This is a genomic window from Nostoc sp., from assembly GCF_036917615.1.
Lineage (GTDB): Bacteria > Cyanobacteriota > Cyanobacteriia > Cyanobacteriales > Nostocaceae > Nostoc.
In genome coordinates, this window is the sequence record NZ_JBALCZ010000017.1 from 24,425 (window position 1) to 51,172 (window position 26,748).

Consider the following 26,748-nt stretch of genomic DNA (forward strand, 5'->3'; position numbering starts at 1 on the left):
GTGGACGACTGATGAAAACAGTACTTTCAGTAGAAGTATTCTCACAAATAAGACTTGTATACCATCGGTAAAACCGTACTTTAAAGAGATCGTGAATTGTCAAATATAATCTCGTCAACACGCTTTACAGAACTATACAGTGTAAATAAGAATAATAACTTAACCGAAGTAAAATTTTCCTGAATACAGGCAACTAATGCTGTCATAGGGAAAAGCAGTGAGTAGAGGAGAGAGAAAGCGATGAGGGATCCTTATCTGTTGGCAGCATGGTTGTTAACAGGATTAGCAATACCAGCATCGGCTCTTCCACATCTGTCGATTGTCCTGCCAGAAAGTTCTAAATTCCTGTGGGATTTAAAACAGGGTTCGCAGACAATAGTCAGTACAAAAATTATCAAGAGCGTTGATCTCTCTTTACCAGAACTCAGCGGCCAAGCGTTCCAACCCCTAAAAAGTTCGCAGCCAACAGTAGGTGAGAAAAACGTCCCTAGCGTACCAGAATTCAGCAGTCAGGGATTACCAGCCCCAACAGAGTCATCACTCAACCCCAGCACCCAAGCAACTAGCCTCTTATTGACATCTGGGAATCAACTTTACTACCAAAGATTGGCGGCTCTGAAAACAGGTCAGATTTATACACGCGTAGATAGTGATAATTTGCAATCATTGTGGGAGTCGATCAAGAAACGTCAACTAACTTATGACGATTGGAAAAGTTTATTAGCTTTAGAAGCTAGAGCGATCGCTCAAGGTCAAGGTGCAAATCATCTGAGTATCCTAGTTGGTGATTCTTTGAGCATGTGGTTTCCTAGAGAAAAACTGCCTGCTGGTAAATTGTGGCTCAATCAAGGCATATCTGGAGATACTTCCAGTGGCGTTTTAAAAAGATTGGGGGCATTTTCGGCGACGCGTCCGGATGTGATTTACATCATGGCTGGGATTAACGACTTACGAAAAGGCGCTAGTGATGACACAATTTTGCGTAATTATCGCCGAATTGTCCGTCGTTTACGACAGACTCACCCACAAGCTCAAATTATTGTCCAATCAATTTTGCCTACTCGGCTACCAAAACTTTCCAATAGCCGCATTCGTCACATCAACACACAACTAACCCTGATTGCCAAACAAGAAGGCGCTAATTATCTAAATATCTATAGCTGGTTTACGGATATGGAAGGCAATTTGCGCCCAGAGTTGACCACAGATGGGTTGCACCTGTCTCAACAGGGGTACGATGTGTGGCGATCGGCACTACAGCAGATAGAATACAAGTTCACTCAGCGCCAGAATTGAATGATCGCTCAATTCTGATGCCGATGCTTCTTGTGATCGCGATTGCCATTTTTAGATTTATGGAAGTTACTGATAGCGATTCCATCAATATACGTTCTCTAATTGAACAGCAATTGGCAGCCTTTAAAAAGGATGATGCTGAAGACGCTTTTACCTTTGCTAGTCCGGCAATTCAGGCGCAATTCGGAACCCCAGAAAATTTTATCCAGATGGTGAAGACAACCTATCCAGCAGTATACCGTCCTCGTTCTGTCTTTTTTGAGAAGATAACAACCATCCAAAGAAACATAACTCAACCAGTGCTGCTACTTGCTCCTGATGGAGTTCCCTTGAGGGCTTTATATTTTATGGAAAAACAGCCGGATAATATCTGGAGGATTAACGGTTGCTTTCTAGTTTCTATAGAAGGTAAATAAATATATAACTGTATGTCTATACAACTAAAATCCTATAGTTTAACGCCCAAGGCTTGCTGATTCAAAACCTGATTCAACTTACCACTGCGATACCCTTCTAAATCTAGGGTTACGTAGATAAATCCAAAATCTTGAAATGCAGAAACTAATGATTGTAAATCCGTAGTCAGCACAAACTCTTTGATTTGTTCTGGTGGTAATTCAATGCGTGCTGTATCAGCTTCTGAACGCACACGCAAATTCTGCCAACCTAGCTTTCTTAAGAAAATTTCTCCTCTGCCAACTCGTTGCAACTTAGCGACAGTAATCTCTTCACCATAAGGAAAGCGGGAACTGAGGCAAGGTTGAGCAGGTTTATCCCACCAAGGTAAACCGAGTTGTTGCGACAGTTGGCGGACTTCAACTTTGGTGACACTAATTTCTGCTAAAGGCGATCGCGCACCTCTTTCCTTAGCCGCCTGAATTCCTGGGCGATAATCATGCAAATCATCAGCATTCACCCCATCCACTACATAGGGATAACCTAACTGTAAAGCTAAAGGTTTGAGAGTGTCGTGCAACTCACTTTTGCAAAAATAACAGCGGTTAACAGGGTTAGAGGTGTAACTGGGATTTTCCATCTCATGAGTCTGGACAATTTTATGAGGAATCCCAATAGTTGCGGCTTGAATTTTGGCATCTTCCAACTCTTCTGGCAATAGCGAAGGAGAAACAGCAGTGACAGCCAAAGCGCGATCGCCCAAAGCATCATAAGCAATTTTGGCAACCAAAGTGCTATCAACGCCCCCAGAGTAGGCAATCAACGCCTGCTCCATTTCTCTAAATAAGGCTCTTAATTGCTCAAATTTTTCTGTCAGCATCATTTCCCAATCCTGCCAAAACCCTATAGCACCCAACAATTTCTATTGTAGTCATTTCCCTGTGCTCGACGGCAGTTGCTCCTGGGGGAAACCCCCAAGACCGCACTGCCTCCCCTACTCCCCTGTTTTCCCCGTTATTGATGGTTTGCTGTACTTGGCTACTAGACTGGCTAAAAGTGGTAAATCAATCGGTTTAGAAATATAGTCATCTACTCCAGCTGCTAAACAAGTTTCGCGATCGCCTTTCATCGCCATTGCTGTTTGAACAATTACCGGAATCGTCCGATATTGCCCATTTTCTCGGAGTTGTTGCACCAAGTTAAGACCATTTCCATCTGCCAGATAAACATCCATTAAAATCACCGCCGGGTCTAACTGTGTTAGAGCTTCCCACATCTCGGCAGCATTCTCAACCCAAGTCACCTGATAGCCCAATTTACGTAGATAAATTTGCATCAAATCAGCATTGGGTAAGTCATTTTCTACCAGCAAAATATCTACAGAGGAACTAGGAGTCAAAGGCAGAGGAGATGAGGAAAATTTTGCTTCCCCTGCTCCCTCATCTCCCTGATCTCCCCCCAATCCCTCCTCTTGCTTAAGGGGAAGTACGAGGGTAAAACGAGAGCCGCAATCTACTTCAGATTCCACTTTCACAGAACCACCGTGAATTTGGGCGAGTTTTTGAGTCAGTGCTAAACCCAAACCAGTACCTTCAGCACGACCAGCGACAGTGTTGGCAATTTGGATATAGGGTTCAAATAGTTGAGTCTGGTCTTCTTGGGAAATGCCAGTGCCAGTATCCCAAACTGTAAAATGTACAAATACACCTTCGGGAACAACCTCTAAGCCAACACTTCCTTTGCTGGTGAACTTTAGGGCATTCAAGAGTAAATTCAACAGCATTTGCTTGAGTCGCAAATCATCAGCTACTAGGGTTGTGATATCGGGGTCAATTTCTAGACGCAGGTTTAAACCCTTATCAGCGGCTTTCTCTTTCACCAGTGCGAAAACACTGTCACATACGAATCGCACATCTAGTATTTCCCCCTTCACTTCTAGCTGATTTGCTTCAATTTTAGAAAGATCCAAAATATCATTAATCAGAGCTAGCAAGTGCTTGCCACTAGACTGAATGATATTTAAATAGTTTCGCTGGCTTTCTCTAGTTGGTTCAAATCCTGGGGTTAAAAGCATGTAAACCGGTACAGTAATACAATTAAGCAGTGTGCGAATTTCGTGGCTGGTGTTTGCCAGAAACTGATTTTTAAGTTGATTGGTGCGCTCCAATTCTTGATTAGAGTTACTTAATTGTTGATACCGTTGCTGCCAAGATAGGATATGTCTAAGTTGTACTAAGGCTGTAGTACAGTGCTTGGCAGACCTTGCCATCAATTGTGATCTGAGTTGAGCTTGTGATTCTATGAGCAACTCACGATCAGAGCTTAGGGGTGCTGCGGCAATAATTAGCCAGCCCATAACGCTGCCAGAATCATCAGCTAACCGCCAAGCGCTCGGTGGTTGTTGATTCTCAAGCTGCTCCAAATCTTCGAGTTCTATAACCTCTTGCAATCTCAACAGCAGCTCTTTTTCTGCTGTTAGCACTTCTAGAAATAGAGGTTGTGGGTTTGGGGATGGAGAACAAACATAGCAAACTGTGGTAACAGTTTCTTGTGGTTGAGACAGAGCAATGCCTACGGCACAATCTGTAAGCGCCAGATTACTGCTGTGAACAGCACTGTTAATCTCGTTAACTACAGTTTGGAAAATTTCCGCTTGTGCGGCTCCTGTCTGTGGGACAGTGTTACAAGCAGAGAGCAGGCAATCATTAAGGCGACTTTGCAACTGGTTCAAGCTGCTCTCCAGCCACAGCTGTGCGTGAAGTTGCTCAATTGTTGTCAAAAGTTTTGGCGTTGCATCTATCTGTGAGTTCTGGTTTGGTAAGCTTGAATACTGCTGCATGGTCAACTAGACCGCTGAACAAGTTTAGCTTCGCATAAAAATCCGAACAGGATTCTATGTATATTAACGGACAATTCTTTTTTATTTATAAACCATAACTTACGTTGTTATTAACCATAACTTATGATGTCGAATTTAGCAGCTAGACCAAAAAAATTATTATATGAATTACTGACCTAAAATTTTTAAAAGTAACTGTAAGACTTATGGATACACAATTCGCCCAACTAATCGTTAATGGGATTGCGGTGGGGAGCATTATTGCTCTAGCGGCAGTCGGACTCACTCTTACCTATGGAATTTTACGGCTATCTAACTTTGCTCATGGTGACTTTTTAACTTTAGGAGCCTATCTGACCTGGCTGATAAACACTATTGGAGTCAATATTTGGCTGTCGATGATCCTGGCGGCGGCGGGAACAGTAGCAGCAATGCTGTTATCGGAAAAATTATTGTGGTCAAAGATGCGCTCTATCCGTGCTACTTCCACTACGCTGATTATAGTTTCTATCGGACTTGCCTTATTTCTTCGCAATGGCATTATTTTTATCTGGGGTGGCAAGAACCAAAATTATAATTTACCTGTTACCCCAGCTTTAGATATTTTGGGTTTAAAGGTGCCGCAAAATCAATTATTAGTATTGGGATTGGCGGTGCTAGCAATTTTGGCGCTGCATTACCTGCTGCAAAATACCAAAATTGGTAAGGCGATGCGAGCAGTTGCCGACGATCTGGACTTAGCCAGGGTTTCAGGTATCAATGTTGACCGAGTAATTTTCTGGACTTGGCTAATTGCTGGCACTCTTACGTCATTGGGTGGCAGTATGTATGGGTTAATTACAGCCGTGCGCCCGAATATGGGATGGTTCTTAATTTTACCATTATTTGCCTCAGTGATTCTTGGTGGAATTGGTAACCCTTATGGTGCGATCGCAGCAGCTTTTATCATTGGCATCGTCCAAGAAGTCAGCACTCCTTGGCTGGGTTCACAGTATAAACAAGGTGTAGCACTATTGATAATGATTTTGGTGCTGCTCATTCGTCCCAAAGGTTTATTCAAAGGAACGATTTGAGCAGCACCACTCCACTTCTAACTATTGAATAATGTGGAAATAGTAGGCTGCAACCAGGAAGTTGATAGCTAATAAGAACAGTGCCCAGCCTGTGCGATAGGCGTAGGGAGGTTTAGCTCCACTGTCGGCAACTGGGGAATTCTTAGCTTTAGCAGTCATAATGCGGTTCTCCTAATGTCAGGACTTTTTAAGAAATACCAAACTGGTGTACCAAATATCCAAATTCTTTAAGAATATTTGTGTGAAGTTGGAAATTGGCCAAACAGGGGATTGGGAATTGGGCATGGGGCATTGGAGATTGGGCATTGGTTATTTATTTCTTCCCCTGCTCCCCTTGCTCTCCCTGCTCCCCCTGCTCCTCTGCTCCCCCACTGCCTACTCCCTACTCTCCAGCATGATAGGAACTGCGAACCAGAGGTCCAGAACGAACATGGTTAAATCCCATATCCCATGCTAATCTGCCGAGTTGATCGAATTCCTCTGGAGTCCAATATTTTTGGACTGGCAGATGTTCTAGAGAAGGACGCATATACTGCCCGATAGTCAAGCGATCGCACCCCACAGCCCTTAGATCAGCCATTGCTTCAACGACTTCATCAAGTGTTTCTCCGTGTCCCAGCATCAAACCTGATTTGGTGGGAATTGTCGGATCGATTTCTTTGACCATAGCCAGTACCGAGAGCGAGCGATCGTACTTGGCTCCCCGGCGCACTGGCCCAGTTAACCGTTGCACTGTCTCGATATTGTGATTGAAACAAGCTGGTTTGGCTTTTACAATCATGGCTATCCGCTGGCGTTGACCTGACTTACCTACACCAGCACCACCCCAAAAATCTGGGGTCAGCACTTCAATTTGAGTTTCTGAGTTTAACTGGCGGATAGTCGCGATCGTCTTCACAAAATGCCCTGCACCCTGATCGGGCAAGTCATCACGGGCTACAGAAGTCAGCACCACATAACGCAATCCCAAAAGCTGCACCGCCTGTGCTACCTTTTGGGGTTCCTCTAAATCAAGAGGCATTGGTGCATAACCTTTATCTACTTGACAGAAAGCACAAGAGCGTGTACATCTAGGCCCCATTAGTAAGAAAGTTACAGTTTTTTGGGCATAGCACTCTCCCCGGTTGGGACAGCGGCCTTCTTCGCAAATCGTGTGAATTTGGCGCTGCTTAATAATGCGTTGTACGCTAGAGATTTCACTGGCTTTGCCAATAGGGCGACGTAACCAGCTAGGCATTGCCGTAATTTCAGACTTGAGTTCGGCTTGTTGTGACGAAATCATAGACATTCAAGCTAGATCCAAAGGAACTGTGGGGCAAGTTTTAAGCTTTAAATATCACCATGACATAAATTGCCTATAACAGAAATAGAAGTTTTGCAAAACACCTCTAGCAAGGTCATTTATACCGAAATATACTATCCCCCAATTGCGAGAAATTTTGTATATAGTGGGAGAATTCTCAAGGACAATCGGCAAAGCCGCTATTTACACTTAAAGTTTCTGTAAGAGCAAACAGTCGTGGCAAGCAACAAGATTTTAGTTATCGATGACACTACAGTTGTCAGGGTAAAAGTACGAGAAATGTTGCCTCCGGGCAATTTTGAGGTACTGGAAGCAAAAGACGGTGTGGAAGGACTAAATTTCATCCTTCAGGAAAAACTCAGCCTGATTATGCTGGATTTCCTGTTGCCTAAAATGAGTGGCTGGGAGGTTTTCCAGCAAGTTCAAGCCCACCCAGAGTTAAGGAAAATTCCTTTGGTGATCATGTCTGGTCGCAAGGAAGAGGTGACCGAGAAAATCACAGAACCCTTTGAATATTTTGAATTTCTGGGCAAGCCTTTTGATCAGAAGCAACTAATTGGCGCAATTAAGTTAGCTATGACCAAGGCGAAACAGCCACGCCCAGAACTAGTTTCAGTAGCATCTGGGGTTGGTGTCAAAAATGGCACAATTGCAACTTCTGGTGTCGCCAATGGTACGGTAGTAGCTCCTAGCGTCGCCAATGCTGCGATGCCTACGGCGGCAAGCAACGCAACCCCTAGTGCTGCAAATACTCCGATTGCAACTCCTAGTGCCAGAGGAGCCTCTGACACAGAAATTAATGCGTTGAATGAGAAAATTGTCAAAATGCAAGCAGAAATTGATGGTTTGAAGAAACAGCTAACTCAGGTTGTGACTTTTATTAAACAAAAAATTAAGTAGCATTTGTGCTCGTTATTATTATCGCAGCTGAAAATACACCGTCTCTAATAATGGGTGTCCGATTGAAAGCGGGTAAAAATAGTTAGTTCAAAAACACTTATGTTCACAAATCAGGGTTGACAACAAGATTCAAAAATGGGAAAAAATAACTAGCGATTATCTGCACCTCTAGAATTTTTGAATTTTGAATTTTCAATTTCCCGTACTCCTATGGAAAAGCAAGTTACGCATAGCGTCTTTGAAGGAAAAGGGGTTGAACTCAGTTGTTAGTCTAGCAAAGCAGCTCTAGACCCACTAAACCTGCCGCTGTTTGCTCTTAAGCTAAGGAGAACGGCAGGCTTTTTTATTATTTGGTCTGCTACATATAAAATCTACGTGAAAACGTGATAAATAGTCCACATCTCGAAAGCAGCAAGAGCAAATATTTACCAGAGAAATTTGGTAGCAATATCCTTGGAAACCTTATGCCTTTATACCAAAATTAGCATTCCCAGAATTACATAGTTTAATATCAGATATTTACTAAAAAATTGTCTTCTTTTTCAGAATAGATAGAACAGATACGTGAAACTAAGGGGGGTTTATTATTAGTTGGTTTATATCCAGATAATGAAGTTTCCAAGTTTCTCTGTATATAGATTTGAGGCTTTTTTCTGAGTGTTTTTTGTTTAAGTCCCACTAAGCTCGACTTTATCCATTTTTTGGCAACGCGGAAGCTGACGCTGAAACCTTTGTGGGACGGTAGTTTTACTTTTTCGATTTCACCGAGAATCAGTGACATGGAAAAAGTTTTTGCCAAAAAGCTAGGGTCTTTGCCGTATCAAGAGAACCAAGTTCTTAATTTTGGATAAAGTCAAGCTTAGAGGTTGTTTTAAAAGTCTTAAAGTATACTAAAAACCCCACTTCCATTACTCTCCCCAAAGGTCGAGAGGCTTTGAAACCCCCTTCTCTAGAAGGGAAAACTTACTCGGTGGTTTAAGTATGAAAACCTTTATGTTAGCAATAATACTTTTAAAACATCCTCTAGGACTCATCAAAACAACTCTGACAAGCTACTAGGATATGGGTGTAGTTGTCATATTAACTAAAGACTGTTGACGCGCACGTTGTTAAACTCTAGTGAAAGTGAAGATTCGTGGTTAATTTCCACCCTGTAGCGATCCGCCCAGCGAAAAGCTGTGGGCAATTTAGTGTGAGAATGTTGCTGTTATCAGAATTTTTGGGAACTATAAGATTGTCAGACTAGAAATTTGTCAGTCAGTGTGCCAATAAAATAGAGGTGACTTAGCTGCGATCGCAGGGCGAATAGGGAACAAGTAACAAGGAGTCATATTAATTTAAATACATGAATTACAAGCCAGATATAAAAATGCTTAATGTCCCAGAAGATAGTTTAATTTTAGTAGTAGATGATACTACTACAAATTTAAAAATTGTCTTTGAAATATTAACTAATGTCGGCTTTAAAGTGATTACAGAAAATGATGGAGAGAGGGCACTTATGCAAGTTGAATCTAGACTGCCTGATTTGATATTATTAGATGTAATGATGCCGGGGATAGATGGATTTGAAACCTGTAAAAGGCTGAAAGAAAATTTAGCGACATGTGATATACCAGTAATTTTTATGACGGCTTATTCTGATACTAATAGTAAAGTAAAGGGTCTAAATATAGGGGCAGTTGATTACATTACCAAACCCTTTCATCAAGAAGAATTATTAGCTAGAATTAAAACCCATCTTCAATTACGAAATCTCACAAAAACTTTAGAAAAACGAGTTGCAGAAAGGACAGCAGCGTTATCTAGGGCATTAAAAGACTTACAAGAGTCTCAACTTCAGCTTGTACAGACAGAAAAAATGTCTGCTCTTGGTCAATTAGTAGCAGGAGTTGCTCATGAAATTAATAATCCAGTTGGTTTCATTCATGGCAATCTCGGACACGCTTCAGTGTATTTCCAAGAGATGATTAAACTCATTGATCTCTATCAGCAGCACTATCCTAATCCGGTTCCAGAAATTCAAGAGGAAATTGCAGCGATAGATTTGAAGTATATGCTCTCTGATCTACCTAACTTAATTTCCTCAATGAAAGAGGGTGTTCAGCGCATTCGCAACATTAGTACCAGTCTGAGAACCTTTTCTCGAGCAGATAGCGATCGCAAAGTTTGTTGCAACATTCATGATGGCATCGACAGTACAATCATGATCCTAAAACACCGCTTAAAAGCATCCGAGGATCGACCCGAAATTCAAGTAATTAGAGATTACGATAATTTGCCAGAATTAGAATGCTTTATCGGGCAACTAAATCAGGTATTTATGAATTTATTAGCTAATGCTATTGATGCTTTAGAGGAGTCTAATATAGGATGCACCTATATTGAAATTGAAGCAGATCCCAATCAAGTTTTGATTCAGACTACTCTTACTGAAGATAAAAATCACATCTTGATTCGGATTAAAGATAATGGCGTCGGAATGTCAGCTGATGTCCAGCAAAAAATCTTTGACCATTTATTCACCACCAAGGCTGTGGGCCAAGGCACAGGATTAGGATTATCAATTGCCCGTCAAATTGTTGTCGAAAAACATGGAGGAACTTTGGAGGTTAATTCAGCACTAGGACAAGGTTCAGAGTTTATTATTAAGCTTCCCATTTAATAATCATAGCAAGTCGCGTTCATAAACATAATAGATAAATGTATGTTCAAGGCAGTAGTAGGTCACAGTAACGATCCAGATTCTCTATCAGCAGTTGAAGAAGTTCTTCAGCAATGTGCTAATTCTCTTGCAGGAGATATACCAAAAGCTGGGATTATTTTTGCTGCAATTGACTTTGAACATTCTCTGATTTTGCAGCAAATTCATCAAGCTTTTCCAGGGATTGAGTTGATTGGTGGAACAACAGATGGAGAAATTTCTTCCGTCTTAGAGTTTCAGCAGGACTCAATCACCTTAATGTTGTTTTGCTCAGACGAAGTTGAAATTCATGCAGGAGTTGGACGCAAAGTTTCAAGCGATCCAATTGCTGTCATTAAACAAGCTGTGGAGCAAGCTAAAGCAAAAAGTACCGTAGCCCCAAAGTTATGCTTAACTCATCCAGAGAGTCTTACAACTAGTGGTGTCTCTATATTGAATGGCTTAAAGCTAGCTCTGGGGCAAGATATGCCGATATTTGGTGGTTTGGCAGCCGATCAGTCAAGATATCAAAATACATATCAATTTTTTCAAACAGAAGTATTAAGTGATTCTGTACCAATTCTGCTTTTTTCAGGCACAATATTATTTTCCCACGGTGTTGCAAGTGGTTGGCATCCCATCGGTCAAATAAGCAAAGTTACTAAAGTAGATAAGAACATAGTTTATGAAATAGATGGTAAGCCAGCTTTAGATTTTTATCATCATTATTTAGGTTTGCTTCCTCCTTCAATTGAATACCCACTAGCAGTGTTTAATCAGAATGGAGACAATTTTTATATAAGAGCACCTATTGCTTACAATCAGGAATCTGGTAGCATTACCTTTTTTGGAGATATTCCCGATCAAGCAGTTATTCAAATTGCAGAAACAACTTATGAAGATATTCTGGCAGCTTCTAAAACATCATTCATGAATGCCTTATATAACTATCCAGGTGCAGAGCCAAGTGCTATTTTATTTTTTTCATGTGTAGCTCGTCGGCAAATACTTGGTACAAGAGCAAAAGAAGAGTACCAGAATATAAAACTTTGTCTTACTGACTATTTATCTGCCTGTGAATTTTATTCTTATGGAGAGATTGCTCCTATAGATGGAATTAGCCAGATGCAATTTCATAATGAAAGTTTTGTAACTTTAATTCTGGGAAATCGGTAGCATCTCATGGAAATTGAGGATTATGAACAAGAAATTAAGGAACTAAAAAAAGCGAATAGAATAATCCAAAAGCAATTGGCTCGTTCTGAATCAGACCGGATAAAACTCGAGGAGACGAATCAAAAAAAAGAATGTTTACTCAGGAGAGTAATTGATGAATTAAAGGAATATCAAAACAAGTTAGAAGAAAAAAGCCATGAACTAGAAATGATGCTTCTTAATCTTCAGATAATGCAGAATAAAATGTCTACTTTGGGAAGTTTTGTTGCAGATGTAGCTCACGAGATTAACAACCCAGTTGGGTTTATAGCAGGTAATCTGACTCCGGCTCAAGAGTATATTCAGAATTTGTTACATCTCATCGACCTTTATCAGCAAACTTATCCCAAAGCATCTCAGGAAATTCAAGAAACAATCCAAGTGATTGACCTGGAGTATGTGCGTGAGGATCTACCTAAACTCATTTACTCAATGAAAGAAGGGACAGATCGCATTTCCAATATTAGCAACAGCTTGCGAACTTTCTCTAGAGCAGACACAGAGCAAAAAATTCTATTTAATCTTCATGAAGGTATTAACAGCACTCTCCTCATTCTCAAGCACCGTTTGAAATCTAATAAGATTCGTCCTGCTATTCAAGTAGTTCAAGATTATGGAGAAATTCCTCTAGTAGAATGTTTTCCAGGACAACTTAATCAGGTATTTATGAATTTATTGGCAAATGCCATTGATGCTTTAGAAGAGTCTAATTCTGGACTGAATTTTAATGAGATTAAGGCAAATCCCAATCAACTTACAATTCTTACTGCCCTAATTAAAGATACAAATCACGCATTGATTCGGATTAAAGATAATGGTGTGGGAATATCGGCTGAGGTTCAGCAAAAAATGTTTGACCATTTATTCACAACCAAACCTGTGGGAAAAGGAACAGGATTAGGATTATCAATCGCCTATCAAATAATTGTCCAAAAACATAGCGGAACTCTAGAAGTAAACTCTGTGTTAAAAGAAGGTTCTGAGTTTATTATTACCATTCCAATTTATTAAAGTAGCAAATATCCAAATTATTAAAATTAATATTAGGAAAAAGAAATGTTCAATGTGGTAGCAGGTGAAAAGAATTCGTAATTGATAATGACACTCTCTACGAAACACGCAAGGGACGCGGACTCGTTAACGCCAAGGACGAACAGAACTTTGTAAGAGAATGATGCTACGCGCTTTTATGTCTCTATTGATGAATCAAGGGGTTTGTATCGTTTAATTACAAATTACGGTTTCAAAGCAACAAAGTTTATTTATGGAAAACAGGAAACTTTTATCCTGATTGCGAGCAAGCGGATTTATACGTGGGGTAATAATGAGGACGTAAGCTAGAAGAGACTTTGCAAAACCGGGAACTGTCGCAACGACAAGGTTTAGAATTTGTAATCACCATTCCCATGCATTAGAAACAAAAGCAAGCATCAAGTTTTCTGAAGAAACAGGTTAAGCAGTTACTTTAGAGGCATTTTGGGGAACTCTAGAACTGTAGTTGCAAGATTGTGTTCTCAAAATTTATGACCAATGCACTTAACCATTCATTACCTAGGCTTAATCTTTCTTTAGAACGCGATATATTTTTACGTACATTAATCAGAGAATTATCTGGCACTTTGCAGGACGTAGTTGGCTTAGAAGAAGCTTCTGGATTTATTAGCGTAGTTGGTGAAAGGATGGGTAGGCAGCTCAACCAAGATTACAAATCTGCCCTGGAAGTCTCCAACCTTTCTCGTAAGCAGGTAGCTGATGTCTTAGTTGATTTAAAAAGACGAATCCAGGGGGATTTTTATATCATTGAACAGAATGATCAAAAAATTGTCTTTGGCAATCGCGTCTGCCCATTTGGCGACAAAGTGCTTAATTGCCCTGCCATGTGCATGATGACTTCAAACGTCTTTGGGACGATCGCAGCTAATAATCTAGGGTATGCGAAAGTAGAATTGCAAGAGACAATAGCAGAGGGTGCTTCTGGATGTAGAGTTATTATCTACTTAAAAATTACAGAAGAGGCAGAAGATGCAGAAGGTCGAGAATACTTTAGGGGACTAGAATCTGTGTAAACCCTTCAGCACTAAACCAATCCCAGAATACAAGCTTAGTGCAGATATGTAAAGTATAGTTTAACTCTGAAATTGGAAGCCCCATGACTCCTGAACAATTTCTTGAACTTGCCAGAGTTTTACCAGAACCTTTACTCCTAGTGAGTGGAGAGGGTCAGTTGTTAACTACCAATCAACCAGTAGCAGATATGCTGGGGTTACGCCGTCAAGAACTGCGGGGAAGAATGCTCTTTGAACTTGTAACTGAGTCTGCTAACGATGTTGTAAAGTACTTGCAAGCTTGTTCAAGTAGCAGGGCAATGGTTATTGGCTCCTTGACTTTACGAAAGAATGATGGACAAACGTTAATATGTCGTAGTCAAGGAGCAGTTATTCAACCTTGGTCTCCTGAATCTTCAGCTTTAATTCTCTTACGCTTGGAAAATAGAACTTTAGCCACCAGTAATTTCGTTCTCTTGAACGAGAAAATCGATCAGTTAGCAAAAGAAGTTCAGAGACGGAAACAGGCAGAGGAAGCGCTCAAGAAAGCGAATCAAGAGCTAGAAATTCGGGTTAAGGAACGTACAACTGCTTTACAAGAAACACTTCTGGAACTACAACTTACCCAAACTCAACTTATCCTAGCTGAGAAAATGTCTAGTTTAGGTCAGATGGTCGCTGGTATTGCCCATGAAATTAATAACCCCGTGAGTTTTATTCATGGGAACCTTCACCACGCCCATCAATACACTCAGGATTTACTGAAATTGGTGCAAATTTATCAACAACTTTGTCCAAATCCTCCTCCAGAAATCCAAGAGCAAGTAGAAGAAATAGACTTAGAGTTTCTGATTCAAGATATAGCTAAACTCTTCCAGTCAATGAAAGTAGGAACAGAACGCATTCAGGAAATCGTTAAATCACTACGTAACTTTTCCCGACTTGATGAAGCAGAACTTAAGCAAGTTAATATCCATGAAGGAATTGATAGTACTTTAATGATTTTGGAGCATCGCCTGCAAGCTACACATGAGTATTCAGAAATCAAAATCATCAAAAAATATAGTCAACTGCCGAATGTAACTTGCTACCCAGGTCAACTCAACCAAGTGTTTATGAATATTCTTGCTAATGCGATTGATGCACTAGAGGCATCGGCGATCAATGACAATCAAAAATTCACAAAAAATAATCCCCAAATTCAAATTCAAACTGAGGTAATCGATGAAAAATGGATAGTAGTTAGTATTGCTGATAATGGTTTGGGGATAAATGAACAAGTTCGCTCAAAGCTATTTGATCCGTTTTTCACCACTAAAGCTGTGGGCAAAGGTACTGGACTAGGGCTATATATAAGCTATCAGATTATAGTTGAAAAACATAACGGACAACTTAACTGTTTTTCTGTTCCAGGAAAAGGTGCAGAATTTGTAATTAAGATACCTGTTAGCTCAATCTAATAGAAGTTAATTACTGCTTTAGGATTTTTGCGAGAAATCAAGATAACGCTCATCTATTAATAATAATTTTATTTCAAACAATACGCTTGGTGTTAGTGAGATTTTGCCCCGGAAGATCCCCCCAACCACCCTTAAAAAGCAGGGTGGTTTTATACAAGCAGAGAAAAAAATAAAACTGGGTTTCAAAGCCAACGCCTGTCTGCTGATTAGCAAACAGGCGTGTCTTTGAGTACAAAGTTTAGTTGAGACTCGGGTTATTAAATCTTAGTAGTAGAATCAACTGAGGGTTGAGACTGACTAACCGAATCTAACTTGGGCAAAAGCAGTAGATTTTGTGCTTTTACATTACTGTTGATTGTTGCTTGCAAAATTGGGGTATGGGAGATGGAATTGTTAGCCAATGTAAACAGTGGATTTGACAAAATACCTGCTATGGTAGTGGCAATTAAAGTGACCACCAACCCGACCTGCAAAGGTCTTAGCCCAGGCAAATCCCAACGCACTTGTGGATAATTCTTTACCGCGTCGGACATTTCATGGGGTTCTTTAACTACCATCATCTTGACTACGCGAATGTAGTAGTAGATGGAGACGACGCTGGTAACTAAGCCCAGCAAAACTAACCAATAAAGACCTGCTTGCCAACCAGCCCAGAATAAGTAAATCTTGCCGAAAAACCCAGCTAATGGTGGAATACCACCCAAGGAAAGCAGGGCGATACTCAAGCCCAATGTTAGGAGTGGGTCTTTTTGATATAACCCAGAGTATTCGGCAATCTGGTCGGTTCCCGTCCGTAGTGAGAATAGGATGATGCAGGTAAAGCCGCACAGATTCATGAACAAGTAAACCAGTAAGTAAAATATCATACTGGCATACCCTGCCTGTGTACCAGCAATCAAGCCAATCATCACAAACCCAGCTTGAGCAATGGATGAATAAGCAAGCATCCGTTTCATGCTGGTTTGGGCTAGGGCGACTACGTTACCTAAGATCATACTGAGAACGGCCAGAGCAGTGAAGACAAACCTCCACTCGTCAGCAACAAGGGGGAAGGCTGTTGTCAGCAAGCGGATGGCTAGGGCAAACCCAGCTGCTTTGGAACCGACAGATAAAAAGGCGATTACTGGGGTGGGAGCGCCTTCGTAAACGTCTGGTGTCCACTGGTGGAAGGGTGCAGCGGAGATTTTGAAGCCAATACCTGCGATCGCAAAAACCAGGGCAATCACTAAACCTAAAGATTGACCGACTTTAGCTGTGGCAATGCCATTAGCGATCGCACTTAGTTCAGTTTGTCCTCCCGATAGTCCATACAGCAGTGATACACCGTACAAAAATATTGCCGTACTGGAAGCCCCAATTAACAAGTATTTCAGCGCCGCTTCATTGGAGCGTGGGTCACGCTTGGTATAACCTGTTAATAAGTAAGAGGAAATACTCAGGGTTTCTAGGGAGATGAAAATCATCACCAACTCACTAGCCCCGGATAAAAACATCCCTCCTAAAGTAGCACTCAGCAAAATAGCGATGAATTCGGCTAAAGCGGTGCCGCTCTGCTCAACGTAGCGAATTGACATCAGTATAGTCGCAACCGCAGACAAGGCAATAATACCGCGAAAGACGATACTAAGGTCATCACCAATGAAAGCACCAGTAAAGGAGATGGGATTTGGCGCATCCCATTGGAAGTATAGGGCGATGATCGAAGCAAATAAACCTGCGATCGCTAGATATCCAATCCAGCGTGCAGATGTACGCCCCAAAATCAAATCAACAATCAAAACCCCCAAGAGGGTGAGAATAACAATCCCCTCTGGCAAAATAGTTCCAGCGTTTAGCTGGGATGCAATATTAGCAAAATCCATGATATGTATAGGTTTTGGCGATTAGACATTAAGGCTAACTCTGTTCACTCTAGCAAGTTTTCTAATTAAGAGACTAGCTTTTTTGTTCAAGAGCTTAACAGTTTGGGCACAGATCGCGATCGCCTACGGCACGCTACGCGAACGCACCAACTTCACTAGCTTACCAGCAACTTTCTCAGTATCTAGGAATTCACCTAAAAACTTTCCTATCTCGTTTTTTAGGCGTGACCTTCAGCGAATATCTTGATTACATAAAATTAACGTGAGTTCGACAGCTCATGTGTAACCGCCTAATTTGCGTAAATCTTGAAATCTCTAATCTAAGAGGTTTTACTACACAAAAGTCCCTCTCCGACTCGGAGAGGGACTGACTTGAACGAAAGTTCAAGGCAGGGAGAGGTTTATCGAACTTAGATTAAAATTAATAAGGGCACAGCATTGCTGTGCCCCTACAATATTCATAACTCCCAACTTTATTAAAAATCGGCAGATGGCAGTTTACCTTGTAGCGACTGAAATTTAGGCTGAACACAGTTTGCACAATTGCAACCAAGTTGATCAATAATCGGATTAGATGTTTGAGTCAACTTTGGTGTTGCTAAATCAGGAATTTGTTGTGTAGATGCTACCGGAATAATTTGTGTAACATATGCAGATTTCAGGCTGGATGCGTGTGCTGGATTGACTACCAGCAGCATAAATGCCAGAAGCGCAGGACAGGCAAGTAAAATCAGTTTGGCTATTTTCATAATTTACACAAACATACCTTTGCTGATACAGCATAGCCAATAAATTGCCCAGCTTCAACTTCAAGTGCTGAGTATTGCTTAACTGCGCCCGAATCCTTGACCCCGTAAAACTTTTGACCATACTAGTAATTCGCCCTTCTCACCGCCTGCGGCCAGTAACTTGCCTTGGGGATGCCAAGCTAGGGTGGAAAATCCTCCTGAGACACCTGTGATAATTTGGGATACTTCCTTGGCTTGGTTCCACAAACACAACCAGCCGTCAGCAGCAGCAGAAGCGAGAAGGAAGCTTTTAGGTGCAAACGCGATCGCATTGATCACATCTACATGATTAGTTAAGACTCGCGCTTCCCAACCTAAGGAATCATCCTCTAGCTTTTCCCAGACCACAATACCTTCAACGCTAGAAGATGCCAGTATTGGCGCACCGACTTTCGTGGTAGCTTCTGACCATGCCAATTGGCGAATTTTACCAGGGAAGCCACGCATCACCCAAGGGTCAGGGTTGTTCCATTCCAATACGGTGACACTACGATCCATATTGCCAGAAGCCAGGAATTTGCCATCGGGCGACCAAGCCATAGCTAAACTGACAGTAGTCATATCTAAGATGTATGGTTCTTCATCCCAGTTTTGACTATGCCAAATCTTGACTCCTTTATAACCACTAATGGCTAAGTATTGTCCGTCAATGCGCCAATCTATACCCAATACTGAAGAGTTGTCGAAATTCAGCGTCACGACAATTTCATGAGTATCTGCATTCCAAACTTGGACGTAACGTCCTAAACTAAAAGCCAGTTGGTTACTGGTGTAATTCCAAGCTAGCTTGTCAACCCATGCAGGGGCATTTTCCAACGTGGCGATTAATTCAGTGTCGCGCCAAATTTTGACCTGTCCATCCTGTCCGCCAACGGCTAAAAATTTCCCATCTGGCGAAAAGGCCAGACAGTCTACTGATTTCCCGTTACCAGTTTGTAAGGTTGTGAGTTCGCCATCATTCCACAGAATTACTTCCCCGGCGGCAGAAGTTGCTGCTAAAGTTTTACCTTGTGGCGACCAAGCGATCGCAGTTACATAATCTGAAAGTGTCCCCGAATAATGTTGTTCAAATTCCTTAGATTTGCTGATTGTGGTGTTCATAGTTATGTAGAGAAGTTAGGAGTTAGGAGTTAGAAGTTAGGAGTTAGGAGTTAAGAATTTTTAACTCATCACTGATCACTCATAACTCCTAACTCGCTTTTTAAGCTAGACAGGCGAGAAAATCTTGCTTGAGTTGGGCTGCATCAAGATTACGACCGATGAAGACTAGTTCGTTTTTGGGGGTTTCGCTTGGTTTCCAGGGGCGATCGGGTTTGCCATCAAATATCATGTGTACTCCTTGGAATACAAATCGATTATCTTCTCCTGCAATATTTAAAATGCCTTTCATCCGAAAAATATCTGGGCCTTGGGTACGCAGTAACTCCGAAAGCCAAGCGTTTAATTTTTCTCCATCAACTGCACCTGCTTCTACTAAAGCCACAGAAAAGACACTTTCATCGTGTACATGGGCATCTTCGCCTAAGAAATCAGGATCAATTTCTAATGCCCGGTCTAAATCAAAGGCTTTTACACCCAACAAAGCATCCATTCCTAGTTCAGAGTTGCGGGTACGGTAGATTTTTGCGATCGCATTCATCGCCCGAATCCGTTTTTCTAATTCATCTAACTCTTCTGGCGCTACTAAATCTGTTTTATTAAGTAAAATTACATCAGCAAAAGCAATCTGTTCTTGTGCTTCGTCTGCATCCCAGTGCTGCCAGATATGCTTGGCATCTACGACTGTCACCACTGCATCTAAAGACAGTTGGCTTTGCAAATCTTCATCAACAAAAAATGTCTGAATCACTGGTGCCGGATCGGCTAATCCAGTTGTTTCAATTACTAAATGGTCAAATTTATCGCGCCGCTTCATCAAATTACCAATGATCCGAATTAAATCGCCGCGCACTGTACAACAGATACAGCCATTGTTCATTTCAAAAATTTCTTCATCTGCATCGATAATCAATTGATTATCAATACCCACTTCCCCAAATTCATTGACAATCACAGCAACTTTTTTGCCATGTTCGTAGGTGAGGATGTGATTAAGTAGAGTCGTTTTACCTGCTCCCAAATAGCCTGTAAGAACAGTAACGGGAACTGAATTGTTGATTACGTCAGCCACCATACTCTAAATTCCTCTTGTCTCACCTTATGGATAATCATTATCACCCATGATAAGACTTTTTATATTTTTGTGTGAACTTGCTGTTTTTTGGTGTTTCAGCAAAATCATCACATAATTTAATCAAGAAATATTTTTTTTTACGCATCTGTAATAAGTAATAAATATTCACAATTTGGCGCAGCCTAGTATAAATATTGCATACAAGCCGCTAAGACCTCAACTGTTCTTGGCTTTGATTTAGTCTATCTATTAGCGATTTTCATTGTTTTATTCGGGTTACTTTTCTGCAATAACAAGCATTTCGTAATCTTCAGTGGTTAGTTTATTATTACGGCTAAAAGCCCCTAAATGGCAGCCAAAAATTTCTGTTCTGGTAAAACCAATCGATTTCAGTAGCCAGCTAATTTCCGGGGGAGTATAATATCTTTCATTACATTTCAGAACTTTTTTATTACCTGAATCATCAGTTATTTCATAAACGGAATGATCGCGGAAAGTCATCAAATCAAAAGAACTTTCCAGGCTTTTTGCTTCACCTGGATTGGAGTTAAGAAAATCCTTAATAGAATTAAACAGAGGATATAAACCATTGCAGGTAGTCAATATCAGCTTACCTGAAGATTTTAAGGAGGCATAAATATTTTTTAAAATAGAAAAATTCATTTCATCTGTTTCCATTAAAGGAAAAGCTCCCTCACAAATCATAATTGAAAGATCAAATTGTGTTTCAAAATAAAAATTTCGGGCATCTTTTATGATAAAACGAATTTTTAGTTTTTCTTCAGCAGCAGTTTTTATGGCTTTTTCGAGCATAGATTCTGATAAATCGATCCCTGTAACACTGTAACCACGCCTGGCCAGTTCTAGTGAATGTCTCCCGGTTCCACAGCCAACATCAAGGATTAACTTATTTTTATCATAATCAAGTTCTTTTTCAATAAAATCAACTTCACCCAAGGTTCCAGAGGTATACCCCTCCTGATCATACTTATCTGCATAATTATCAAATAATTCTTCATACCACTGTTTCATTATCTTCTTACCAGTTTCAATTGATACTCTATTTATAGCGAGTTTAACGCTTTCTCTTTCTTGCTTGCAAAAACTCACTCGCAGTAGCTTGAACTAATCTTAATCTCGCACCAAGGGGCAAAATGATTCTTTGCATCTTGGTGTGAGTATTTAATTTTTTAGGGAGAACAAAAAATCTTGAACTGCTTCTAAAACAAGTGCTGGGTATTCTTCATGCAATCCCAGAGAACCAGGAATGACAACGCTTCTCACTCCTGATAAGGCTACCAAAGCGTTCATTTCTTCTCGTGATTTGGGAGGGCTGGATTCCCCAATTACTACCATCAGGGGTACAGTTAAAGACTGCACAAGTTCCAGAAAATCAGATTGTTTGTGTACAGCATCAAGATTACCAGTTACAAAGGCAGCAGATGCAAATCGCGCTCCTGGTTGTTGAGTCGTTTGCCATTTATTCTCAATGAAACTGGGTGTAATTTTAGCCGCGTCAGTAAAGACATGACGACGGTACATAAAACTTAAGAAAGATTGGGTAGTGTTGAGTTTGTAGAGAGCTTGACCAAGTATAGGCGATCGCACCAATTCTCTCACCATGCCAGCTATTTGCTGACTTGCTCCCATTGTCGGCAAAGGCCCACGCCAAGTAGGAGCTAACAACACAATTCGTGAGAAAGCAGCCTGCTTCACAGCTAATTGTAAAACGTAACTTGCAGCATGGCCAGCCGCCACCACAGTAATGGGATTATTAAAAACAGCTTTGACAAAATCTTCCAGAAATTGCTGATATATTTCCGGTCTATAATTCAAACTAGGGCGAGAAGATTCACCAAATCCAGGCCAGTCTACGGCTACAACTTGAAAATTTGGAGCTAGTAACTTAGCAAGTTCACCCATTTCCAAGCGCGTCGAAACAGTACTGAAAGATGGTAGTAGCAATAGCGGTGAACCTTTACCGAGAGTTTCATAAACAACGCGCAATTGCTGATTTTCCCAATTCCAGAGATATTCTTGAACTACTCCACCAAAGCCAATAGCAGCCGAGGTAGATAATAAATTTGTTGACATGAGAATAAATTTATTATTAAGAGTTAGGAGTTAGGAGTTAGGAGTTAGGAGTTTAGAGTTAGGAGTTTGAAGTTAGGAGTTTGAAGTTAGGAGTTAGGAATTCAAAACTCATGACTCTTAACTTTTGATATTTATTTGCAATTATCTGTTTAGCTAGGCATATCTAACTTACATTCCAATGCTTTTTTTTGCATGGTTTTAAAAATGTTGTAAAACCCATTAGCACGGGAAGGTGTCAGACTAACGTTTAAACCTGTTGCTTGAATAAAATCTGGAGTAAGTTGGACAATCTCAGTTGGCGTTAGTCCATCCAATCCTTCAACCAGAAGCCCTACTAATCCTTTGGTTAACTGGGAATCGGAATCGCCCTGAAACACAACTTTACCGTCATCCAAGGCTGCTGTGATATAAACTTGAGACACGCAACCAGGAACTTTATTTTCGGGTAATTTTTCAGCTTCTGGGAACTCATTGAGCTTCTGAGCATACCAGATTAGCTGTTCGTAGCGTCGCTTCGGTTCGGAAGCGCGTTGAAAGCGCTGGACAATTTTAGCGAGCGCAGGTGGCAAAGAATCTAGAGTTGAGGACATAACAGAAGCTGCAAATGATCGGTATCACCTTGAGTGTAGATTATCTTTAGAGCGATCGCGCCTCCGGTTAACCTTGGCATATGGAGCTAGCCATTACTGACTATAACTTGTCAAATCCAGATAATTACTGCGTAGGCGCAGCCCACTGTAGGCATCGCATTCACAACCGTCAGGTTTTTTAATCCGCCTAATCACAAAAACTTAATTTTTTTATAAGCAGGCTTTAACAGCAACTCTATTAAAGTTACTGTTGTATCAGTATAGACTTCTTGCTATTACGTAAGTATGGGGAATGCGTGAAATTTATGTGTCGTTTGATTTGATTATGCGATACCTACGGCGGTAAACTACGCACTTACAAAATTAGCTGCAAGTAGCTGTTAACTAAGCAGCTACATAATAATCGACAATTAAAAATTAAAAATCAAAAAAAAATTCTGATTTTTAATTTTTAATTTCTCTCCCTTAGGGATTAATTCGTAGTTTGTGCAGCTAGCATCTGCTTCAGCTTTTCTAATTCCGAAGCCCAACGAGGATCTGGACGAATAGCGTCTGAATCGGTAGTCGTGGTACTTTCACGAGAACCACCGCCACCGCTACCGCCACCGCCACGACGAGGCTTCTTAGAGCTTTTCTCCCGACGGCTACCTTCTCTATTAGGGGTAGGAGTGGGGGTACTACTAGCAGCAAGATTAACTGGTTTAGGAGCTTGCTCCTCGCCCTCATCACCCTTTGTACGAGGTAATGCCTTCTCTAGCTTAATGGCAGTGTCTTTGAACATCTGACCATTATACTTTTCAATGATTTCGTCAGCTTGTTCGTCGTTGTTGACTGTAAGAAAACCGAAGCCACGGCATTTGCCAGTTTTGCGGTCTTTAATTAATTTAGTAGTTACAGCATCACCTTCTGCTGCAAAAACTGCTTGCAGATCTTGACGATCTATTTCTTCTTTAGGCAAATTACCTATATATAGGCGAACGGACATGAACTATACCTCCAGAGTTGAATGAACATGGCAAGGCGAGAAAACAATCACTTGGCTTTGGCTTTTAAATAGATGCTATTGACCAAGACTGCCATCAACCAATTTTTTTCCTCGAAACTGTCAACCTATACAACAATACAGTTTTTCGTCGGGATCAAGCTTGTTTAATCCAAAGGCTCACACTATGGTGAGCTAATAACACCTTAATTCTAAGAATTGTAAATTTAATAGCCTACTGCCTGCTAAAGTACACGCTTTCTTCCATGCCCTTTTTCGCAGAATCAAATACCATTCCTTACATTACCACGGTATTTTCTACGTAGCTAGTTTAGCGCGTACATTTCCGACGTTACTATTACTGTATCGTAACATAAAACACATTTTTTTATTTAAGGGAGCATATTTTGAAACAAAAACCAGCCACTGGCTGGTTAATTTGCTGCTGTGTTAGGAGAAGAAAAGGTATGGAGCAGGGGAAAAAGCATCCGAATTCACGACTAAGCGGTGATGCTGAGTTGCGTTGGCTGCTCTGGTTTATGTAAATAAATGTAACACTTTGAAAGAAAATCTGCAACATTTGTTTACATTCCGATTTGTCCTTTGTCCTTTGCTAATGCCCAATGCCCAATGACCAATGACCAATGACCAATGACCAATGACCAATGACCAATGACCAATGACCAATGACCAATAGATTAACCAGTGAGAAAAACGTATGCGCCCCAAGCCTGTGCTGCAACTGCCAAAAAAGTAGACCAAATGGGATGAGGGCTATGAATGGTTTTACCACTTTGAGTTTCTAGGGTTTGGATATCGATCCAAGGTGTTGCTCCTCGCCGGAACCAACCTGTGACGATAATTTGCCGACCGATCAAATCCTGGTGATTGACTGACTGTCCTAGCCAAGAAATGTGGTGTAACTTCACTAAGCCCGCACTGGATTGGAGGATTAAATCTTGCGCTAGGGAGTTGCTAGTGCCTTGACGACCTAATAGTTTGCCCACAATCCGCACACTGATGCTGTCAATCGGTAAGGCAGAAGGGTCAGCTAAAAGGTTGGGTAGGCAGTCGTCAGTTTGCACGGTAGCAGGTTTAATATCGGGGAAGAAAGAATTAATCCGCATCACTGTACCGATGCTAAAGCCAATTAGAAGGCAGCCTGTAATGAAAGACCAATCTTCATATATCCACTTTAGATTTAAAAACTTGAGTGCAAATGCTAGTTGCCAGGTTAGCCAGACCAAAGCTGCAAACAGAACCCCTAGAGGAATTCCCAACCAGGGAGCAATTTGTAATAAGAAAGACTGACGCTTAACCTTTGATGGTTCGCTAACAAAATGTAGTTCGGTGTCTAGATGCCAGTGACGGGCTATTTGGCAGAGGCGTTCAATGCGATCGCCCATTAAGGGATGACTATTATTAATCGTAAACCATCGGCGATAGGGATTGGCAGTATCCCACTTTAAAAAGGATTCAAAAGATAAATTACTGGCAATAGTGCCCAAAGATAAGCTCTGTTGGTGGCTAACTGGTGTCAGGAGATTTAAGCTTTCTAATTGCCAACTGGTGTGTTCTTGTTTTTGGATATCAGCTGCAATTCCAATAGCAATTTTGAGTAAAGCGCGAATTAGCGCATTGGGATTACCAGTAATTTCAGCGGCGACGCGATCGCTATAATAAAGCCGCAACCGCGATAACCACAATGCAGTCCCAGTCAGTAAACACCAAATTCCATAAACGAGACTAGCCAGAATTGTCAGCGGCCAGCGCCAAATCCCTGATATTTTGTTACCCCATTGCGACACTTGCTGATATAGCTTATAAGTTGGTAGTGTCACCAGCAGCAACAAAGACATCACAGCAAAATCCCAGTGAGCAACATGCCCTAGCTGCGTGGCGTAGATAGTGGCGATTTCATCATCTGCCAGTTGCTCTAATAGCCCCTGACTCACAACAATCCTGGCATTACGTGGTAAACTACCATAGGTCAGGATAATTGGTCCAGCCATTGGTAAAATCCGCAGTTTAGGTAAGGGCCAGTGCCGCTGTTGGCAACAACGTTGTAGCACGCGAACTGCTTCACGGCTATGGGCATTCAATACATCTTTAGAAAATTCTCGCTGACCATACAAGTTCGTCAGTAGCAAATCCAGCAACCAAGGTGATACTCCGATCAAAATCACCAATACTATTAGCAACAATTGAGTAGGGTCGCGGTATAAAAGCTGCAACGGCTCCAAGTAGGGAAGTTTTACTAAAGTCTGGTTGATAAATCCCATTGCTAACTTGAGCATTTCTCGCATCACCCAAAACAGGGCGATGAATGTTCCTGCTGTCAGCAGCCGTAAGGGAATTAATTTTGGTTTACGTAGTGGTTGCCATGCTCTGGCGCGTTGTGCTTGCCGCCAATAAATAACGCCGAATAATTTGGCTTGGGTGCGGGTAACAGACCCCATGAAGCCGCTTAGGGGCGTAGCAGGTGGTGGTGGTGTTGCGACTGTAGCTTTGAGTCTACCTAGTGGCACCATCGCCGGGGTGTCGTCGCTCTTGGTTTCTATTACTTGATCTTTTGGCTTTTCCTCTAATGTAGGAGTTACCGGGGGAGTAACTGCGGGAGAATCTGGGGTTGAATTCTCAAAGGCAACAAATCCAGTTTCGACATTTTTTGATTCTTGATCAGGTTTTTTACGTTTTGTCAGGTGTTCGAGAGCGCGTGTTGCCCACTCTTGAACTTGCGGATTATTACTCTCAATGAGATTCTGGGAAATAGCGATCGCTTTGGAGGCTTCGCCAATACGTGCATAAGCCATCACTAAACCAACCTGGGCTTGTAAACTAGCAGTCGCATTGCTTTGGCTGCTAGCAATCGGTTCTAGTTGAGCGATCGCTGTTTGGTAATTTCCCTGCTTGAGGGCAACTAAACCAGCCTCCAAAGACGATTTGGCATGTGAAGGCATACAAATTCTGGCACTCCAATCTCTTCTAAGTGATCCACGTTTGTGCAAAAGCGCGAACCTCGGATGCCGTGGAACTCAACCGCGCCCAG

The 26,748-nt window shown here is 41.4% G+C and carries 23 protein-coding genes; 10 read left to right on the plus strand and 13 right to left on the minus strand.

The window, feature by feature from the left end:
• Positions 1-240 precede the first annotated feature (240 nt).
• Positions 241-1,296, plus strand: a complete 1,056-nt coding sequence (locus V7K85_RS04750) for an SGNH/GDSL hydrolase family protein (protein WP_334811502.1) — start codon at positions 241-243, stop codon at positions 1,294-1,296.
• A gap of 59 nt (positions 1,297-1,355) precedes the next feature.
• Positions 1,356-1,712, plus strand: coding sequence for a DUF4864 domain-containing protein (locus V7K85_RS04755; protein ID WP_334811590.1), 357 nt, complete (start codon positions 1,356-1,358; stop codon positions 1,710-1,712).
• A 32-nt stretch (positions 1,713-1,744) separates the two neighbouring features.
• Here the strand turns inward: V7K85_RS04755 and larE are convergent, their stop codons facing one another.
• Positions 1,745-2,575, minus strand: a complete 831-nt coding sequence (larE, locus tag V7K85_RS04760; protein WP_334811503.1) for an ATP-dependent sacrificial sulfur transferase LarE — start codon at positions 2,573-2,575, stop codon at positions 1,745-1,747.
• Positions 2,576-2,686: 111 nt separating this feature from the next.
• On the minus strand, positions 2,687-4,531 hold the full coding sequence (gene hrmK, locus V7K85_RS04765) for a hybrid histidine kinase/response regulator HrmK (RefSeq protein WP_334811504.1): 1,845 nt from the start codon (positions 4,529-4,531) through the stop codon (positions 2,687-2,689).
• Between the two features lie 206 nt (positions 4,532-4,737).
• Between hrmK and V7K85_RS04770 the strand changes: the two genes are divergently transcribed.
• Entirely contained in the window at positions 4,738-5,604 is an 867-nt protein-coding gene (locus V7K85_RS04770; RefSeq protein ID WP_334811505.1) for a branched-chain amino acid ABC transporter permease, read from the plus strand.
• Between the two features lie 21 nt (positions 5,605-5,625).
• Here V7K85_RS04770 and V7K85_RS04775 read toward each other — a convergent pair whose 3' ends face one another.
• Both V7K85_RS04775 and lipA read right to left on the minus strand, forming a co-directional pair.
• Positions 5,626-5,763 carry a photosystem I protein PsaX gene (locus tag V7K85_RS04775; protein ID WP_292759027.1) on the minus strand — a complete coding sequence of 46 codons (138 nt, stop codon included), beginning with the start codon at positions 5,761-5,763 and terminating at the stop codon, positions 5,626-5,628.
• Between the two features lie 223 nt (positions 5,764-5,986).
• Positions 5,987-6,886, minus strand: coding sequence for a lipoyl synthase (lipA, locus tag V7K85_RS04780; RefSeq protein ID WP_334811592.1), 900 nt, complete (start codon positions 6,884-6,886; stop codon positions 5,987-5,989).
• A gap of 237 nt (positions 6,887-7,123) precedes the next feature.
• Between lipA and V7K85_RS04785 the strand changes: the two genes are divergently transcribed.
• The 6 genes from V7K85_RS04785 to V7K85_RS04810 all read left to right on the plus strand — a co-directional run bounded on the left by V7K85_RS04785 (position 7,124) and on the right by V7K85_RS04810 (position 15,210).
• On the plus strand, positions 7,124-7,807 hold the full coding sequence (locus V7K85_RS04785; protein ID WP_334811506.1) for a response regulator: 684 nt from the start codon (positions 7,124-7,126) through the stop codon (positions 7,805-7,807).
• A 1,345-nt stretch (positions 7,808-9,152) separates the two neighbouring features.
• Positions 9,153-10,472 carry a hybrid sensor histidine kinase/response regulator gene (locus V7K85_RS04790; RefSeq protein ID WP_334811507.1) on the plus strand — a complete coding sequence of 440 codons (1,320 nt, stop codon included), beginning with the start codon at positions 9,153-9,155 and terminating at the stop codon, positions 10,470-10,472.
• 42 nt (positions 10,473-10,514) lie between these two features.
• Entirely contained in the window at positions 10,515-11,666 is a 1,152-nt protein-coding gene (locus V7K85_RS04795; protein WP_334811508.1) for an FIST signal transduction protein, read from the plus strand.
• A gap of 6 nt (positions 11,667-11,672) precedes the next feature.
• A complete protein-coding gene (locus V7K85_RS04800) occupies positions 11,673-12,716 on the plus strand; it encodes a sensor histidine kinase (RefSeq protein ID WP_334811509.1) in 1,044 nt (347 codons plus the stop codon).
• A gap of 512 nt (positions 12,717-13,228) precedes the next feature.
• Entirely contained in the window at positions 13,229-13,771 is a 543-nt protein-coding gene (locus V7K85_RS04805; RefSeq protein ID WP_334811510.1) for a methanogen output domain 1-containing protein, read from the plus strand.
• Positions 13,772-13,854: 83 nt separating this feature from the next.
• Positions 13,855-15,210, plus strand: a complete 1,356-nt coding sequence (locus V7K85_RS04810) for an ATP-binding protein (protein ID WP_334811511.1) — start codon at positions 13,855-13,857, stop codon at positions 15,208-15,210.
• A gap of 257 nt (positions 15,211-15,467) precedes the next feature.
• Here the strand turns inward: V7K85_RS04810 and V7K85_RS04815 are convergent, their stop codons facing one another.
• On the minus strand, positions 15,468-17,072 hold the full coding sequence (locus tag V7K85_RS04815; RefSeq protein WP_334811512.1) for an NAD(P)H-quinone oxidoreductase subunit N: 1,605 nt from the start codon (positions 17,070-17,072) through the stop codon (positions 15,468-15,470).
• Between the two features lie 82 nt (positions 17,073-17,154).
• Between V7K85_RS04815 and V7K85_RS04820 the strand changes: the two genes are divergently transcribed.
• Complete coding sequence (locus tag V7K85_RS04820; RefSeq protein WP_334811513.1) at positions 17,155-17,319, plus strand: hypothetical protein; 165 nt, start codon at positions 17,155-17,157, stop codon at positions 17,317-17,319.
• A gap of 229 nt (positions 17,320-17,548) precedes the next feature.
• On the opposite strand, the gene V7K85_RS04825 is transcribed toward V7K85_RS04820, so the two are convergent.
• From V7K85_RS04825 to V7K85_RS04860, 8 genes are all read right to left on the minus strand, one after another.
• A complete protein-coding gene (locus V7K85_RS04825; protein ID WP_334811514.1) occupies positions 17,549-17,821 on the minus strand; it encodes a hypothetical protein in 273 nt (90 codons plus the stop codon).
• Positions 17,822-17,899: 78 nt separating this feature from the next.
• Positions 17,900-18,961, minus strand: a complete 1,062-nt coding sequence (locus tag V7K85_RS04830) for a WD40 repeat domain-containing protein (protein ID WP_334811516.1) — start codon at positions 18,959-18,961, stop codon at positions 17,900-17,902.
• A gap of 100 nt (positions 18,962-19,061) precedes the next feature.
• Positions 19,062-20,033: a CobW family GTP-binding protein gene (locus tag V7K85_RS04835; RefSeq protein WP_334811517.1), complete on the minus strand. Its 972-nt coding sequence runs from the start codon at positions 20,031-20,033 to the stop codon at positions 19,062-19,064.
• Positions 20,034-20,309: 276 nt separating this feature from the next.
• Complete coding sequence (locus V7K85_RS04840) at positions 20,310-21,065, minus strand: class I SAM-dependent methyltransferase (protein WP_334811519.1); 756 nt, start codon at positions 21,063-21,065, stop codon at positions 20,310-20,312.
• Positions 21,066-21,215: 150 nt separating this feature from the next.
• Positions 21,216-22,127, minus strand: coding sequence for an alpha/beta fold hydrolase (locus tag V7K85_RS04845; protein WP_334811520.1), 912 nt, complete (start codon positions 22,125-22,127; stop codon positions 21,216-21,218).
• Between the two features lie 149 nt (positions 22,128-22,276).
• Complete coding sequence (locus V7K85_RS04850) at positions 22,277-22,717, minus strand: SufE family protein (protein WP_334811521.1); 441 nt, start codon at positions 22,715-22,717, stop codon at positions 22,277-22,279.
• Positions 22,718-23,189: 472 nt separating this feature from the next.
• On the minus strand, positions 23,190-23,702 hold the full coding sequence (locus V7K85_RS04855) for an RNA recognition motif domain-containing protein (protein WP_334811522.1): 513 nt from the start codon (positions 23,700-23,702) through the stop codon (positions 23,190-23,192).
• A gap of 695 nt (positions 23,703-24,397) precedes the next feature.
• Positions 24,398-26,659, minus strand: coding sequence for a M48 family metalloprotease (locus V7K85_RS04860; protein WP_334811523.1), 2,262 nt, complete (start codon positions 26,657-26,659; stop codon positions 24,398-24,400).
• Positions 26,660-26,748: the final 89 nt, after the last annotated feature.